The organism is Thermodesulfobacterium hveragerdense DSM 12571 (genome assembly GCF_000423845.1).
In the GTDB taxonomy this organism is placed as follows: Bacteria; Desulfobacterota; Thermodesulfobacteria; order Thermodesulfobacteriales; family Thermodesulfobacteriaceae; genus Thermodesulfobacterium; species Thermodesulfobacterium hveragerdense.
In genome coordinates this window covers 18,842-34,399 of the sequence record NZ_AUIT01000002.1, presented here as the reverse complement: position 1 = coordinate 34,399, position 15,558 = coordinate 18,842, and the positions used below count along the sequence as shown (strand labels likewise).

Sequence of the window (15,558 nt, the reverse complement as noted above, 5' to 3'; positions counted from 1 at the left end):
TTTATAACGTGGGGCTGTAGCTCAGCAAGGTTAGAGCGCCTGCCTGTCACGCAGGAGGCCGCGGGTTCAAGTCCCGTCAGCCCCGCCATATTTGTAAGTTTCTTAAGTTAAGCTTATCTAAAGTCGATCGATTCTTTGTAAATATTTATCCATATCAAACTTTCTACTAAGTCCTTCTTTACTCATGTATCTTACTTTTCCAAAAATTTTCCTTTCTGGCCAAGGATGGTCGCAACTTCCAAAACACCATGATATTCCTAAATATCCATTTGGGTCCCTTCCATCTAAAGAGTACTTATCGTTTAAATAACAGGCTATGTTGAAGGCTTCTTTAGGATGAGTTGTCCACTCTATCAATTTTTTACACCAATACATTCTCATGTAGTTATGCATTTTCCCAGTCTTCAGAAGTTCCTTTTGTGCAGCATTCCAATAACTATCATGGGTGTTGGCTTCTTCTAAATCCTTTAGGCTATATACATATTCTCGCCTGTCGTTTAGATGTTCTTCTAAGGTCTGCTTGGCCCACGTGGGGATTCCTTCAAATTCGTTATACAAAGGATTGTAATAACAAAAGTTACGTGCAAGTTCTCTCCATACTATCAGTTCGTTAAAAAAAGCCTCCACGTTTTCATCCCTTCTGTCATAAAACTTAAGAATCTCTAAAACGACCCTAACTGGAGATATTTGCCCAAAATGCAAGTATGGGCTTAAGTCTGATTGATAGTTATAACCAGGATTTGATCGAAGTGTCCTATATTTGTGAAGTCTTTCTTTGATGAAAATTTCTAATTTATTAGAAGCTTCTTCCTCTCCCCCACGAAAATGTTTGGTTACCTCTTCTACGCTTTTATCTATGTTTAATCTCTTGATTAGTTCTTCAACCTCTTTTGGATGTTCTTCGTTAAAACCAAAGTCCATGGAAACTGATTTTATCTTTAAATCTAATTTTGGAGGTATTCTCAAATATTTAGGCATCTTAGAGTAAAGTTTATTCCTGATAGTCCTTGCATAAGGTTCTAATCTGGTTGAAACCACCTTAATCGGGACAACGACATTATCTTCCACACTATATACACAACAACCAACCCTTCTGGCTATTTCCTGTCTAATCTTTCTATGGTATTTTAAATAAGCTTTTTCTAAAACTAACACAGCAGCATCACGAGACTTTTCGATAACTACTTCGTAAAAAGGTTTGTTGGTTAACTCTAATAGAAATTTAATCCCTCTATCTTCGATCTTATTTTTTGTTTTTAGTACACCCTCAAGCATAAAAAAATAATATCTTTTATTCGAATGAAAATAAAAGTCTGTTATGGGAAAGTAGACAACAAGTGGTTTTTTGTGTTTATTAGAAAGAAAAATTGCAAACTCTAAGGCATAATTGAGATCTTCTCTCTGAGAATGATACATCCAGTATAGAATGTATTGACCCTTCTCATTAAATTTATGCTGATTTAAAAATTCAACCCTATCCAATATATTTTCCATAAAATTCATAGTTTGTAATCCAGTTATAAATCGATTTTGTGGGTTAATTTATCATCTTTACCAGGAGGGAAAACCCTTACCCCTTAAAATTTGGACACAATCAATGAAACATTAACAGTATAAAATTTAAAGTTTTTAAAGATTTTTTCAACTTTAGAATAATCTGACAAAAACAGGAACCAAAGAACAAAAAATTGTTTAAACTATTAATTTAAGGGTAAATAAAAATTGTAGGAGGATTTCGATGGATTTAAAAAAAAGAAGAGTTGAAGTTGTCTTACAAATTATGTGGGAAAGTTCTCTTGCAAAACATGTAGATGAGTACTTTTGCAGTGTAAACGTTTGGCGCGAAGGGGACCTTTTTCCCAGAAAAATTTCTGACCTTGTAATGTACGGTCAAGAAGGTGAAGAGATAGAGGTTAACTCTTCAGAGATAAAATCGATGATATCTTATGAAAAAAGAAAAGTCTATGAGTGTAAAAATTGGCAGTTTAAACCTCCTAAATCTCTTTCATACTTAAAACTAAAGAAAGGGAGGTTCTATCTTTTAGGATTTTTTAAAGGTCTTCCTGGGATATTTGAAGGTAATCCTTTTCCTGGAAGAATACTGGATATAGATTCTTCTGGGAATTTTGTTCTTGATGCTAATCATCCTCTGGCTCTTTTTGAAGTAAAGGCTAAGGCAAAGCTATTAAAGATATCAAAAAAAGACTCTGAGGTTGGAGGAAGATGTAAGAACTTCTGGGAAGCGAGTCTTAATGGTCCTGGAATGCAGGCTCGTTATAAGAACAATCCTACAGACTTTGAATTAGATAACCCTAAATCCTTTTCACGTTTAGATGAAAATGAAGATACCATTTTTTATCATGAACCAAGACTTATAGGTCATATTGATAGGACATGTCATCACAACTTAATCAGATTTTATGAGAACAAAATTCCCAAATCAGGAAAAGTGCTTGACCTTATGAGTTCTTTTGAGTCCCATCTTCCTGAGGGAGACTATGAGGTTTATGGGCTTGGGATCAACATGAGAGAACTTGAGGCAAATTCAAGGCTTCACCACAGGGTCGTTCATGACTTAAACGCTGACCCAACCCTTCCTTTTGAGAGTGACTACTTTGATGTCGTAGTATGTGATCTTTCTATCGAATATGTGGTTCGTCCTCTTGAATTGTTAAAGGAAGTAAAAAGGATTTTAAAGCCCGGAGGGAAAATCTTCTTTTCTTTTTCAAACCGTTATTTTCCTACCAAAGTAATCAAAGTTTGGATTGACCTTCACGAGTTTGAAAGGATGGGTTACGTGTTGGAATTATTAGCAAGAACTGAAGAGTTGGATGAGTTAGAAACCTACAGCCTCCGTGGCTATCCTCGTCCTGTAGAAGACAGATGGTCCTTTGCCTCTAATTTTTCAGACCCTCTTTATGTGGTTTATGGAAAGAAATCCGATCAATAAGGATGGAGCTTTGTTGATAATAGGTGGTGGAATAGGTGGAATTTTAGGAGCTCAACTTTTTAAAAGCCTTAGACATGAAGTGATACTCTTAGAGGCAGGTAATCGATTAGGGGGTTGTGCCTCAACTTTTAACCGAAACGGAACAATCTATAATGCAGGTGCCACAACCATCGCAGGTCTTTTCCCAGACTATCCCTTGGACCGTTTATTTTACATACTGGGGATAAAATCCAGGGTAACTCCGTTATTCAAATTTCTTGATCCAACTATCGAAGTAGACTTAGGTAATGATATTTCTCTGGCTGTATATTCTGATCCCGATAGAACCATAGAATCATTTAACCGATTCTGTAAACACAAAGGCCACAAACCTTTCTTTAAACATGTATACGCTATAACTCAAGAACTTTTAACCAGCCCTATATTTATACCTGAGGCATATACTTCTTATGAATGGCTGATAAAAGGGGTAGCATATTTTTTAAAAAACTCTCCCTCAAGGATTTTAAAGTATCTTACCCTATCAAAAACAAAAGGATTAAAGTTAATCAAAACATTTTATCCTAACTTACCAAAAAAACTTTTCGAAGTTTTACAAGGTCTAAACTTTATAGTTTCTCAGACGAGTTTAGAAAAAACTTCAGCCCTTGCCCTAACTTTGGCTTTAGGATATAACTTTACAGGTGTTTGTAAGGTTGAAGGTGGTTTTGGAAAACTCTGGGATTGCATCGATGAGGAAATTGAAATAAAATATAACTGTGAAGTAATAAAAATAAAACAAACCTCCGGTGGATACCTGATATACACCAACCAAGAAGTGTTACATACAGATAGGTTAGTTTTAGCCATACCTTTTTTAGAGAAACTCAGTCTCTTTCAGGAAGATATTCATCTTTTTGACTATTTCAAAAGGTTTAGAAATGGAATAAGTGATCTATCTGCTTTTGTTTTATATGGCAAGATAAAAAGGGATAAGCTTTCTGGATATAAAACTAATCCCAAAATTTTAGTTTTATCAGAAGATAAGCGACTTCTAAACTCAGGATATCTTTATCTGTCCTTTCTTGAACAAAAAGGAGATTACCTTACCTTTACTATTTCTACCCATACCCCATTAAAGCTGTGGATGGAACTTTCTGATAGCGATTTAAAGTTTGTACGAAAAAAACTTGAAGCATTAATCATCCAAACTTTTCTTGAAAGAACTGGTTTACGAAGGGAAGATTTGGAAGAATACTTTTCTGCCACCCCTTTTACCTATTTTAAATATGTGCGTAGGTTTTGTCTTGGTGGATTTCAACTTACGACAAAAACTTCTGTATGGAACATCCCAAACAATATAACCCCTTTCAGTGGGTTATATTTATTAGGAGACCACGCTTTTGCTGGACAAGGCTTTTTAGGAGTCGCTTTGGGTTGCCTAAACCTTTATAATCATATCCATCAAAAAACAAAAAAGATTCTTGTTTAAGTATGAACAAAATTTATGATCAAAATACCTTAATCGAGCTACAAATTGGAAAAACCGATGGTTTAATGTTTATAGGAGTTGGTATAGCTTATGCATCTATTCTCGCAGGTTTAATGTATAAACTTTTAGGTTATAGTTTTTGTGTTGGTTTATCTCATGGATCATTGCTTGGAATATTAATCGGAGCTGGAGCCTTTATCACAGTTTATCTAAACAACCGTTACCTGTTACCTAAATTAAATTCAGTTTTTCTTTGGTGGCTAATCTCCGGTCTCCTATCCTTCTTCGTGGGTGTAGTAGGGTTCCTTCTTACTTATCAAGTCGTTATAAACATGAATCATAATATTCCCTTAATCTTGAAAGAAAAGGATAATCTTTACATAACCGTTATCTCAGTTGGAGTGTTGACTTACCTTACCGGTCTTTTAATCTTTCAATTTGTTCGGATGAGAAATCGAAGGGAATTAATCTTAATACAAGCCCTTGAAGCAGAACACCTGCTTACTCTCAGAATTATGAACATCCATTTCTTAGCAAACTCCTTACATACTCTCTTAGAACTTATAGAAACTAATAGTCAAAATACTAATATGTATCTTAAAAATCTAATACATGTCGTTCGGACTGCCCTTAACAAACCAACCGAGGTTTCTCTTGAAGAAGAACTCAAACTAATAAAGTCCTACGTCTTTGTTGAAAAAGTGCGTAAAGGAAGAGAAATATTGCTTTTAGAAGATGTTGAAAAATCGGCTTATAAGTACAGGATACCCTCTCTTATACTTTTACCAATAGTAGAAAATGCTATAGTTCATGGTATCCCGGAAAAAAGAGAAACACCTCTTCAAATTATAATTAAAGCAAAAGTGACGGATAGAAACATTGTTTTTTGGATAACTAATAATGGAAAACTGATAACTGCTCTAACTTTTGGGACAGGACTAACGTTACTTGCTAAAAGACTAAAAAATATAATGGAAAATTAGTGCTTAAATCCCAACATCCTCCAAGTTTTATGATTATAATTCCTAAAGGTGATAAATAAAACCATGAAAGTATTGATAGTTGATGATGAGCCTTTGAGTTTGTCAAGACTTGAACGATTGCTTCGTGAGGCTGGAGTAAACATGATCTTAAGTGCTGAAAATGCTTATCAGGCCAAAGATGTTCTCAAGAAAAACCATGACATAGATGCTGTGTTCATAGATGTAAAGATGCCTGGGAAGAGCGGAATAGAACTTGCTTTAGAGTTGCGACAAGACCAGATGGACCTTTTTATAGTGTTTCAAACTGCTTATGAAGAATACGCTTTGTCCGCCTTTAAAGTTGGTGCGGTAGGATATCTAATAAAACCTTTTTTTCTTGAGGATGTGGTAGAAACAATAAACAGAATAAGAAAATTTAAAGGAGAAAAGCCCCAAATTTACTTTGTAGACAAAACTGGAAAAATTTTCCTTAGAAGTTGTGTAGAAATATATTTCTTTAAAGCACAGCTTAAACACTCGATTGGATATCTCAAAGAAGGTCAATTTAGATGTTTAAATAGCATACAAGTTTTAGAAAAGGCATTAAAACCCTTTGGTTTTTTTAGGATCCACAAGTCTTATCTTATAAACTTAAACAAAGTTAAAAATTGGAGTTCATTACCTGATGGAAAAATCGAGATAAATTTTTTAGATCTTAACATAACGTTAAAAACCAGCAGGCTTGGGGCTAAAAAATTAAGAGAATTTATAAGGGCAACCACAAAACCTTTAAAAAGGGGAGGTGATTAAAGATGGGATCAAAACTTTGTCCCAAATGTGAGATTTTACCAGAACTTCCTCAAGAACCTGTGATGGTATACCTATATTCTGAAATAGATTTTTTAGTAGAAAAATTGATGAAAGGGTTAGATAGTTTAAATATACCTTACAGTGCAGAAGGCACATTTATTAAGGTTTCAAACCAAAATCTTCCCGAATTTATACAGTCTTTGAAGTTTCTAAACCTTTCAGAAAATGAGAAAAAAGAAATAAAATTATGTTATTCTTCTGATGAGACTAACGTTATAGCTATACTGAAAACCCTCAGACCTATCTCCTATTTTCTCTCTTTGTTAGAACATCAGGTGTATTTTGAAATATTGAAGAACAATCGCTTAACGATTTACTTTCAACCTATCGTTGACCTTAAAAACCGAAAGATTTATGGGTTTGAATGCCTAACAAGGGGGGGGTTAAGGCAAACGGTGAGATTTTAAGTCCAGGGTATCTCTTTGAAGCTGCTCGGGTTACAGATACTCTCTTTTACCTTGATAGAAGTTGTAGAGAAACAGCCATCAAATTAGCAGCTGTAAAAGGTCTTAAAAACTATAAGGTTTTTATAAACTTTCTTCCTACAGTCATCTATGACCCTCAATTTTGCTTGCAAAATACCATCAAATGGGCCTATCAACTCGAGTGGATCCCAGATAACCTTGTTTTTGAGGTAGTTGAAACTGAAAAAGTAATAGACCTTTCTCACCTGAGAAACATACTTGATTACTACCGAAAAAATGGATTTCAGGTAGCCCTTGACGATGTAGGCACAGGATATAGCTCGCTTGATGCTCTTATTAATCTACATCCAAATTATATAAAAATAAGTCGAGAACTGATCAGTGAAATACATCTAAACCCCATCAAAAGAGACCTTATTAAGGCCTTAGTTGAGGTAGCCACAGCTCATAACATCTTAGTGCTTGCTGAAGGTATTGAAACCTTAGGAGAAGCAAAAAGCTTATATAATTTAGGTATCTATCTTATGCAAGGATTTTTGTTTTCAAAACCAAGTCCAGAACCAATATATGAATTACCTATATTAAAAAATTTCACACTTTAACAAATCTTATCTTTGAAAAATAAAATTAAGACTTGAAATTTTTATGGAATCTGATAAGCTTATCTAAACTTAAAAGGTTGTCTTAGGTTATATAGATTTATGCCATCCATTTCAGAGTTATTTTTTTCATTCAAAAAATTTTGTGTATTTTTCTTTCGTCCTTCTAGTTTAATTTTTTTGTTTTTATTAACTGTAAGTATATACGTTATTCTTGGTAAAAGAAGAGGAAGAAGGCGATTTTTTCTCTTTGTAGCAGTTGCATTATACTACCTTTCAACCACTCCATTTTTACCTTACTTTCTTTTAAAACAGTTAGAAAAAAATTATCCTATACCTTCTCAACAAGAGATAACAAAGGTTGAGAAGATAATAGTTTTAACAGGAAGAATTTATGGTCAAAAAGACCTTTCTTTAGACGAGAGGTTTAGTAAAGAGACTTTAGTTAGATTTTTTAAGGCTTTAGAGTTAAAAAAGCTTTATCCTGAGAAGAAGGTTATAATCGTTGGAGGTTCATACGAAACCCCTGACTCTAAGGGAGCTTCTTATCTCCAAGAGTTTGCTAATAAATTGGGTTATCAGGTAGAGGCTGTGGATATCCCTTTAGATACAGAAACCAGCGTTAAAGCTGTTAAAAATTTACTTAATTCTCCAGAAGAAAGGTTTCTTTTATTAACCTCTGCCTATCATCTACCAAGAACCACCCTTCTTTTTAAAAAAGAAGGGTTACTCCCTATTCCCTATCCTACAAACTATAACCACAAACTTTGTAAACCTGAGCTTTCAGTTACCACCTTTTTTCCAAACGACCTTTATCTTAACCTGACCAATCTGGCATTTCATGAATATTTAGGTATACTCTTCTATAAACTTAAATACATATTCTTTTAAAATTGAGGTAAAAATGGAGAAACTAAAGGAAAAAGTCCTGACTATAGGGGAAAGTTCAAGAAAAATTCAAGAAGAGTTTTTAAGGACTGAAGCTACTAAAATCGTTGAAGTGGTGTTGTTAGCCAAGGAGGTCATCCTTAAAGGTAGAAAAATTTTAATCTTTGGTAACGGAGGAAGTGCGGCTGATGCACAGCATTTAGCAGCAGAATTAGTAAATAGATTTAAAAAAGAAAGAAGACCTCTTCCAGCAATCGCCCTCACCACCGATACGTCAATACTTACCGCCATTTCTAACGATTATGACTTTTCTCAAGTGTTTGTAAAACAAATTTTAGCCTTAGGAAAAAAAGGAGATTTAGCTTTAGGCATTAGCACCAGCGGGAATTCTCCCAATGTTATAGAAGGCTTAAAGGTTGCTAAGGAGCTGGGACTTTATACCGTAGGGTTAACCGGAGGCACTGGAGGTAAGATGAAGCCTTTTTGCGACCACATGATAGTTGTACCAAGCAAAGATACCCCCCGTATCCAAGAAGGACATCTCCTTTTTCTTCATCTTTTTTCTGAATTGCTTGAAGATGTTCTTTTCCCTGAATAATCATGCTTTTGGCTATAGAAACCTCTTGCGATGAAACAGGGGTTGCTCTTTTTTCCGAAGACGGAAAACTTATCTCTCATCTTCTCTACTCTCAAGTAGCTATCCATTTGCCTTTTGGTGGTATTGTACCAGAAATTGCCTCAAGAAAACAACTTGAGGTACTTTATCCTCTTGTCAAAGAACTTTTAACCCAGAACCATACCGAAATTTCTCAAATCAAAGCTGTGGCAGCTACTTTTGGGCCAGGATTGATAGGTTCTCTTTTGGTAGGTGTGTCCTTGGCTAAAGCGATTAGTTTTGCCCTTAAAATACCTCTTATCGCGGTAGACCATCTCCAGGCCCACCTTTTGGCAGTATTCTTAGAAAAGGAGATAGAGTTTCCTTTTATAGGATTACTTGTGTCTGGAGGACATACAGCTCTTTTTTTAGTAAAGTCTTTTTCTGAATTTTATGTCATCGGACATACTAAAGATGACGCAGCTGGAGAAGCCTTTGATAAGGTAGCCAAACTCTTAGGGTTACCCTATCCTGGAGGCCCGATAATAAGTAAACTGGCTGAAAAAGGAGACCCTACGGCTGTATATTTACCCAGGCCTTTATTAGAAGATAAGTCTCTAGATTTTAGTTTTTCTGGGCTTAAAACAGCTGTTTTAAACTACATAAAAAACCACTCCTACAGGGTTGAAGACCTTTGTGCAGGGTTTGAAGAAGCTGTATGTGATGTGTTAGTCTATAAAACCTTTAGAGCCGTCGAAGTTTTAAAGGTTCCAAAAGTAGTAGTAGCAGGTGGGGTGGCTGCTAACAAAAGATTGAGGCAAAGGTTTAGAGAAAAGGCTTTTAATACGGGGGTTGAGATCTATTTTCCCTCCTTAGAATTTTGTACAGACAATGCAGCCATGGTAGGTCTGTTAGGTTATAAACAATGGCAAGAAAAAAACTATGCAGACCTAAATACAGAGGCTTATGCCAGGGCTGTTTTTAAAAAACTTTCTATTCCTTAACCTCTTCTTTTATCCCTAACTCTTTTATCTTTTTTTGAAGATAAGCCCGCTCTATTCCAATTTCTCTTGCGGTATAGGAGATGTTTCCACCATACTCCAAAAGCTTTCTTTTAATAAACTCTTTTTCAAAAAGTTGTTTAGCAAACTTAAAATCTTTTTCTTGAAACCACGGTTGGTCCTGCAAATAAAGAGAATCCTTTCTTTTTAAAAGCCTTTTAAAATCTTCAGGAAGGTCTTCATAACCTATCTCACTTTTGTTTGAAAGAATGACCAACCTTTCTATAAAATTTTTTAACTCTCTTACGTTTCCTGGCCAATGATATTCCATCAAAGCAGAAAGGGCATCTGGTTTAAGACGTTTTCTCCCTGAGGCTGTTTTATAACTCATCTCTTCTAAAAACTCTTCCACCAAAACTGGTATATCTTCTTTTCTTTCTCTCAACGGAGGTATATAAACAGGGAAGGCGTTAAGGCGGTAATAAAGGTCTTCTCTAAAAGAACCTTTTTTTATAGACTCTCTTAAATCTTTATTGGTTGCTGCAATAATCCTTACATCTACCTCTATAGAACGGGTTCCTCCAAGCCTTTCAAACTTTTTTTCCTGTAAAACCCTTAAAATTTTGGCCTGAGAAGGAAGGGTCATATCTCCTATTTCATCAAGGAAAAGGGTTCCACGATTAGCAAGCTCTAATTTTCCTGCCTTTGAGGTAAAGGCACCGGTAAAAGCCCCTCTCTCATATCCAAAAAGTTCGGCTTCTATAAGGGTATCAGGTATAGCAGCACAATTGACCTCTACAAAGGGTTCTTTAGCCCGATTAGAATAAAAATGAATAAACTTAGCCACTACCTCCTTTCCGACCCCTGATTCTCCTAAAATAAGGACAGTAGTATCGGTTGGGGCTACTTTATAGATAACCTCTCTTAAAGATTCAATCGCAGAAGAAACCCCGGTTAATTTAACCTCACCAAGAAGCTTTTCTCTTAATCTTTTGTTTTCTTCCTCTAAAGAACTAACCCTTAAGGCATTCTCTAAGGTAACCATTATTCTTTCGTAAGACAGGGGTTTTTCTATAAAATCAAAAGCCCCCATCTTGATAGCTTTGACCGCTGTTTCAATGGTGCCATGACCTGAAATAACAATAACCGGTAAATATGGATACAGCTTTTTGATAGTATCTAAAACTTCAAGTCCGTCTGCATCTTTAAGCCAAAGGTCTAAAAAAACCGCATCAGGAGGCCTAAGATTTATTTCCCTTAGAAAATCTTTTGCATAAAGAAAAGTCTTAACCTTATAGTTTTCATCTTTAAGAATATCCTCTAAAACCTCTAAAATTCCTATTTCATCATCAACTATCCAAATCTCTTTCATATCTTATAAAATATGACTTTGTTTCAGAAAATGTCAAGAAAGGTTTAACCTAAATAGGTATCAAGGGCCATCATGATAAGGAATCCTAAGCCAAACCCCAAAGAGGAATAATCTGTGTTCGCAGCCTTTTGAGCCTCAGGAAGAAGCTCCTCTATGGTTACAAACATCATAGCACCAGCAGCAAAACTTAAAGAATAGGGTAAAAAATAGGAAGAATAAGATACCACGCCAAAGCCCATCAAGGCAAAAAATGGTTCTATCACGGCTGAAAGAAAACTTAAAATAAAGGCCTTAGGCTTAGACATACCACTTAATTTAAGGGTTAACCCTAAGGCTAACCCTTCTGGTATATTCTGTATCCCTATACCTAAAGCCAAGTTTATGGCTTCCTGGATAAAATATCCCTCTTGGTTTACACTACCAAAAGCAACCCCAACAGCCAATCCTTCAGGGATGTTATGAAGGGTAATGGCTAAAAAAACTAAGGCGCTAACGCTTAAAGAAACCTTAAAACCTTCTTTTTCCTCCTCAGAACCAAAAAGATGTAGGTGAGGAACCAGCAAATCAAGCAACCTTAAAAATAAAACCCCTAAGACGAACCCTATGCTTACAACAACAAAAGGAGGAAAAGGGAACTTTTTAGCCATCTCCAAAGCTGGCGTTAACAAAGACCAAAAGCTTGCTGCTATCATTACCCCAGCTGAAAACCCTAAGGATATAGAAAAAAACTTAGGGTTTGGTCGTTTTAAAAGAAAAACTCCTAAACTTCCGATGCCTGTAGCAAACCAAGTAAACATCCCTGCTAAAAGTACGTAGAACATTTCAATAACCTTACCTCTGAAGATTGTTTTTATAAGATGGAACAGGTTTTTGGGGTAAATATTCTATCTTTGGGTTAAATACCGCGTTAAAGATACTTTTTTTAATTCTTGGATCCAGAGTGTAGACGTTCTCTTTAAGCCAGTGGTCTAAAAACTTTCTCTTGGTTTTGTCAGAAAAAGGGCAAGGGTTTTCTAAAATCTCCCAACCTTGGGCTTTTACAAATCTTGAGAGCATATCTTTTTCTACAAAAATAAGAGGTCTTATAAGATAAACCTTTCCTTTAAACATCTCCTGAACAGGTAAAATGGTAGAAAGTTCTCCGTGATAAAAAAGGTTGATGAAAAAGGTAGTCAAAAGATCATCTTTATGATGTCCAAAGGCTATCTTGTTAGCCTTCCAGGTTTCAGCTAACTTAAAAAGATGTTTTCTTCTATGCCAAGAACAAACGAAGCAAGGAGAGGTAGTCTTTTTTTCCGCAACCTCTAAAGCCTGCTCCCCACAGTTAGTTTTTTCTACATAAAATTCTATATCTAAACCATAACAAAATCCTTCAAGCCACTTAACTCCCCTGTTATAAACTTCTTGATCACAGGGAAACCCCATGTCTAAATGCACACCAATCAACCTGTAGTTTGCTCTTAACTTTTTTCTCCACTCACTTAAAAAATAAGCCAAAGCTAAGCTATCTTCTCCCCCAGACATAGCCACTATGATTACATCCTCAGAGGATAACATTTGATATCCAAAAATAGCCCTACCTACCAAGCGTTTTATCTTGTTATAAAGGCTCATAACAGTCTTTATAAATTAAAAGGGATTTTTATCTCTGGGTTTAAAAGATTTTCAGGGTCAAACACCTTTTTAAGACCTCTCATAAGTTCTAACTGAAGAGGGGTTAGTTCCCAGGCTACAAATGAGCGTTTTACATAACCTATGCCATGTTCACCAGAAAGGGTTCCTTTCAGGTTTAAAACCTCTTTCAAAATAGCCTCCCTTAAGGTCTTAGCCTCTTCTTCCTTTTCTGAAGAAAAAAGAAGATTTACATGAAAATTTCCGTCCCCAGCATGACCAAAACAGCATACATAGATCCCCTTTTCTTCTTCTAACTTCCTAACCTTCTTTAAAAACTCTTTCATGTTTCGTCTTGGTAAAACCACATCATCTGAAATCTTTCTTTCCCCTAACATCCTTACTGACGGAGAAACCGCTCTTCTTATCTCCCAGAGTGTTTCTATCTTTTCTTCTGTTTCAGCTTTATGATAAAAAATTCCCTTTATCTGATATAATTCCTCTACCTTTTTCAGTTCTTTCTTAACCGACTCTATCGTTCCGTCTAACTCTAAAAAGAGAAGGGCCCTAACCTTTTTGTCAGGTAGTTCTATCTGTTTGTTCTTTGATAAAGCTAAAAGAGTGGTCTTGTCTATAAATTCTGCAGAAGCAGGAGTAATAAGGGCTTTCAAAAGCTCTGAGATGATTTCTAACGGTTCTTCTTCTCTCTCATGGTAAGATAACAAAAGGACTCTTGTTTCTGGTAAAGGTACCACTTTTAAGACTATCTCAGTAAAAACCCCTAAGGTGCCTTCAGAACCCACAAAAATAGGGGTAAGATTATAACCAACCACCCCTTTAAGGGTAAAGGGACCTGTCCAGAATATCTTTCCTCCTGGCAATCCTACTTCTAAAGCTAACACATAGTCTTTGGTTGTCCCATACTTAAGACCTCTTGGGCCTCCTGCCCCTGTAGCTACATTCCCTCCTATCGTAGAGTAGTTATAACTTGCCGGATCTGGTGGATAAAAAAGGCCAAACTTTTTCAGATAGTTTTTAAGTTCTCCGTTTAACACACCAGGTTCAACCACAACTATCCTTTCTTCTAAGTTCAGTTCTAAAATTCGGTTCATACGCTCAAAGGACAAAATAAGGCCATTAGTGTGAGAAACTGCACTACCTGTGGTTGCAGTCCCAGCACCTCTTGGTACCAAAGGTACCTTATATTCTGCGATAAGTTTTAAAACCTCTATTACCTCTTCTTTTATTTCAGGAAAAGCTACCGCTAAAGGTACCCCGATAGCCGCAGAAGAATCAAAAGAGTAAACCACAACGTCTTTTGATTGAGTAAGAACCTTATTCTCTCCTAAGATGTCTTTAAGCCTCGAAAGAAATTTAGAGAAGGATTTCATCTGAAGTCTCAATCTCGGTATCCAAATTCTTATCGTTTAATTCTAAGTTAATTTCTTTTATCAGATAATCGAGCCGTGCTCTTAGTGAGACATCCTTCTGGACCTTTTGCTCAAAAGTTTTAAGGTTGTAGATGATCGTAGAGTGCTGTTTTTTGAAAATTTGCGAGATGTCTTTTAGAGGCTTTTTAAGAATATTCCTAAGAAGATAAATAATCACCTGACGTGAAAGAGAAAGTTCTTTTTTTCTGGAAGAAGAAAAAAGGTCTTCTTTGGCTATCCCAAAAAATTTACAGGTAGTTTCTATGACAAAATCTACTGAGTCAGAGCTATCCTTAAGACCTATTTCCTCGATAAGTTCTTTGGCTAAGGTTAAAGAAACAGGTTCTTTTAATAAAGAAGCCCGGGCAATAAGCCCTAAAACTACACTTTCTATCTGTCTCACATCTCCCCTTACTTTTCTTGCTAAATATTCTACTATTTCATACCCTAAGTTGTATCCCAATTTTTTAGCTTTATGTCTTATAATCTTTTTGCGAGTTTGAAAATCTGGTGCGTTAAGTTTAATGATTAACGATGAGTTTAACCTTGACCTAAGAGAACTTTCTATACTGTTTAGTTCCTGTGGCATCTTATGAGAGGTAAAGATTATAGTTTTTCCCTGGTCTAAAAGATAGTCTAAAAGAAAGGCAAGTTCATTCTGGGTGTACTCTTTTCCTGCAAAGAAATGAATCCCTTCTAACAGCAAAACCTCACAATACTCCTTAAAGTTTTCTTTAAAGGTTTCTATCATCCCAGACCTAAGGTATTTTACCATATAGTTTAAAAAATCCTGGGCAGTAAGATAGTAAACACGATCAAAACCTCTACTAAAGAGAGTATTCCCTACTGCCTGAGTAAGATGGGTTTTCCCTAAACCAAAGTTCCCATAAAGATAGATCAAATATCCCTTAGGCCTTTCCTCTGCTACTTGATAGCAGATGTTATAGGCAAATTCATTACATTTCCCTACCACAAAATCCTCAAAGGTATATTTAGGACTAAGTTTTCTTCCTATGAGATTTACAGGATTATAAGGTATGATTAACTGTTCAGCCTTAGGGATTTCATGTAATGCAAACCCATACCCTATCAATCCATACTCTGCTGTTATTTGACTTAATAAGGTTGAATAGTTTTCCTCTATCCAGTTTTTAGTAAACTCGTTTGGAACTTCTAAAACAAGCTTACCCTCGACCACCTCTCCGTTGAGAGCCTCAAACCACACCTTAAATATAGGTTCTGGTAACAACTCTTTTATCTTACTTTTAACTAAAGACCAACTAACAGACATAATACCTCCATACATCTCTTAAATGAACATCTTGAGTAAAAAGATGTTAAAGATTTAAATTTTTAAGACCTCTATCTTGTATTACTTAATTTA

General features: G+C 35.7%; 15 protein-coding genes and 1 tRNA gene. 10 read left to right on the top strand and 6 right to left on the bottom strand.

All coding sequences use genetic code 11. The features are described from left to right. Positions 1-10 precede the first annotated feature (10 nt). Positions 11-88, top strand: a tRNA-Asp gene (locus G580_RS0101320). Positions 89-117: 29 nt separating this feature from the next. On the opposite strand, the gene G580_RS0101315 is transcribed toward G580_RS0101320, so the two are convergent. Beyond that, a complete protein-coding gene (locus tag G580_RS0101315; RefSeq protein ID WP_028840701.1) occupies positions 118-1,494 on the bottom strand; it encodes a deoxyribodipyrimidine photo-lyase in 1,377 nt (458 codons plus the stop codon). A 244-nt stretch (positions 1,495-1,738) separates the two neighbouring features. Here G580_RS0101315 and G580_RS09525 point away from each other — a divergent pair, with 244 nt between their 5' ends. The 9 genes from G580_RS09525 (at position 1,739) to tsaD (ending at position 9,764) form a co-directional block, all read left to right on the top strand. Next, complete coding sequence (locus tag G580_RS09525; RefSeq protein ID WP_051172959.1) at positions 1,739-2,950, top strand: class I SAM-dependent methyltransferase; 1,212 nt, start codon at positions 1,739-1,741, stop codon at positions 2,948-2,950. Beyond that, a complete protein-coding gene (locus tag G580_RS0101305) occupies positions 2,928-4,421 on the top strand; it encodes a phytoene desaturase family protein (protein ID WP_028840700.1) in 1,494 nt (497 codons plus the stop codon). The genes G580_RS09525 and G580_RS0101305 overlap by 23 nt, the downstream gene beginning before the upstream one ends. A 2-nt stretch (positions 4,422-4,423) precedes the next feature. Then, positions 4,424-5,404 (top strand): sensor histidine kinase, encoded by a 981-nt coding sequence (locus G580_RS0101300; protein WP_028840699.1) that lies wholly within the window; start codon positions 4,424-4,426, stop codon positions 5,402-5,404. 63 nt (positions 5,405-5,467) lie between these two features. Further along, on the top strand, positions 5,468-6,193 hold the full coding sequence (locus G580_RS09520) for a LytR/AlgR family response regulator transcription factor (protein WP_051172957.1): 726 nt from the start codon (positions 5,468-5,470) through the stop codon (positions 6,191-6,193). A gap of 2 nt (positions 6,194-6,195) precedes the next feature. Continuing rightward, positions 6,196-6,660 (top strand): EAL domain-containing protein, encoded by a 465-nt coding sequence (locus G580_RS10890; RefSeq protein ID WP_051172955.1) that lies wholly within the window; start codon positions 6,196-6,198, stop codon positions 6,658-6,660. Further along, positions 6,618-7,280 (top strand): EAL domain-containing protein, encoded by a 663-nt coding sequence (locus G580_RS10885; RefSeq protein ID WP_051172952.1) that lies wholly within the window; start codon positions 6,618-6,620, stop codon positions 7,278-7,280. Before G580_RS10890 ends, G580_RS10885 begins: the two co-directional genes overlap by 43 nt. A gap of 177 nt (positions 7,281-7,457) precedes the next feature. Next, on the top strand, positions 7,458-8,168 hold the full coding sequence (locus G580_RS10880) for a YdcF family protein (protein WP_169357053.1): 711 nt from the start codon (positions 7,458-7,460) through the stop codon (positions 8,166-8,168). A gap of 13 nt (positions 8,169-8,181) precedes the next feature. Then, positions 8,182-8,763, top strand: coding sequence for a D-sedoheptulose 7-phosphate isomerase (locus G580_RS0101280; RefSeq protein ID WP_051172950.1), 582 nt, complete (start codon positions 8,182-8,184; stop codon positions 8,761-8,763). Positions 8,764-8,765: 2 nt separating this feature from the next. After that, entirely contained in the window at positions 8,766-9,764 is a 999-nt protein-coding gene (gene tsaD, locus G580_RS0101275) for a tRNA (adenosine(37)-N6)-threonylcarbamoyltransferase complex transferase subunit TsaD (protein ID WP_028840696.1), read from the top strand. On the opposite strand, the gene G580_RS0101270 is transcribed toward tsaD, so the two are convergent. The 5 genes from G580_RS0101270 to G580_RS0101250 are packed head-to-tail and all read right to left on the bottom strand — an operon-like array spanning position 9,754 to position 15,465. Beyond that, complete coding sequence (locus G580_RS0101270) at positions 9,754-11,133, bottom strand: sigma-54-dependent transcriptional regulator (protein ID WP_028840695.1); 1,380 nt, start codon at positions 11,131-11,133, stop codon at positions 9,754-9,756. The genes tsaD and G580_RS0101270 overlap by 11 nt on opposite strands. 44 nt (positions 11,134-11,177) lie before the next feature. Beyond that, on the bottom strand, positions 11,178-11,954 hold the full coding sequence (locus G580_RS0101265; RefSeq protein ID WP_038041270.1) for a ZIP family metal transporter: 777 nt from the start codon (positions 11,952-11,954) through the stop codon (positions 11,178-11,180). A 10-nt stretch (positions 11,955-11,964) separates the two neighbouring features. Continuing rightward, a complete protein-coding gene (locus G580_RS09505) occupies positions 11,965-12,747 on the bottom strand; it encodes a tRNA lysidine(34) synthetase (RefSeq protein ID WP_051172948.1) in 783 nt (260 codons plus the stop codon). 8 nt (positions 12,748-12,755) lie between these two features. Beyond that, positions 12,756-14,135: an FAD-binding oxidoreductase gene (locus G580_RS0101255; protein ID WP_028840693.1), complete on the bottom strand. Its 1,380-nt coding sequence runs from the start codon at positions 14,133-14,135 to the stop codon at positions 12,756-12,758. Further along, positions 14,119-15,465, bottom strand: a complete 1,347-nt coding sequence (locus G580_RS0101250; protein ID WP_028840692.1) for a chromosomal replication initiator protein DnaA — start codon at positions 15,463-15,465, stop codon at positions 14,119-14,121. Before G580_RS0101250 ends, G580_RS0101255 begins: the two co-directional genes overlap by 17 nt. Positions 15,466-15,558: the final 93 nt, after the last annotated feature.

Excerpts from the sequence above, each read along its gene's own strand:
- G580_RS0101315 (WP_028840701.1), bottom strand. The coding sequence starts at position 1,494 with ATGGAAAATATATTGGATAGGGTTGAATTTTTAAATCAGCATAAATTT.
- G580_RS09525 (WP_051172959.1), top strand. The coding sequence starts at position 1,739 with ATGGATTTAAAAAAAAGAAGAGTTGAAGTTGTCTTACAAATTATGTGG.
- G580_RS0101305 (WP_028840700.1), top strand. The coding sequence starts at position 2,928 with ATGGAAAGAAATCCGATCAATAAGGATGGAGCTTTGTTGATAATAGGT.
- G580_RS0101300 (WP_028840699.1), top strand. The coding sequence starts at position 4,424 with ATGAACAAAATTTATGATCAAAATACCTTAATCGAGCTACAAATTGGA.
- G580_RS09520 (WP_051172957.1), top strand. The coding sequence starts at position 5,468 with ATGAAAGTATTGATAGTTGATGATGAGCCTTTGAGTTTGTCAAGACTT.
- G580_RS10890 (WP_051172955.1), top strand. The coding sequence starts at position 6,196 with ATGGGATCAAAACTTTGTCCCAAATGTGAGATTTTACCAGAACTTCCT.
- G580_RS10885 (WP_051172952.1), top strand. The coding sequence starts at position 6,618 with ATGCCTAACAAGGGGGGGGTTAAGGCAAACGGTGAGATTTTAAGTCCA.
- G580_RS0101280 (WP_051172950.1), top strand. The coding sequence starts at position 8,182 with ATGGAGAAACTAAAGGAAAAAGTCCTGACTATAGGGGAAAGTTCAAGA.
- tsaD (WP_028840696.1), top strand. The coding sequence starts at position 8,766 with ATGCTTTTGGCTATAGAAACCTCTTGCGATGAAACAGGGGTTGCTCTT.
- G580_RS0101270 (WP_028840695.1), bottom strand. The coding sequence starts at position 11,133 with ATGAAAGAGATTTGGATAGTTGATGATGAAATAGGAATTTTAGAGGTT.
- G580_RS0101265 (WP_038041270.1), bottom strand. The coding sequence starts at position 11,954 with ATGTTCTACGTACTTTTAGCAGGGATGTTTACTTGGTTTGCTACAGGC.
- G580_RS09505 (WP_051172948.1), bottom strand. The coding sequence starts at position 12,747 with ATGAGCCTTTATAACAAGATAAAACGCTTGGTAGGTAGGGCTATTTTT.
- G580_RS0101255 (WP_028840693.1), bottom strand. The coding sequence starts at position 14,135 with ATGAAATCCTTCTCTAAATTTCTTTCGAGGCTTAAAGACATCTTAGGA.
- G580_RS0101250 (WP_028840692.1), bottom strand. The coding sequence starts at position 15,465 with ATGTCTGTTAGTTGGTCTTTAGTTAAAAGTAAGATAAAAGAGTTGTTA.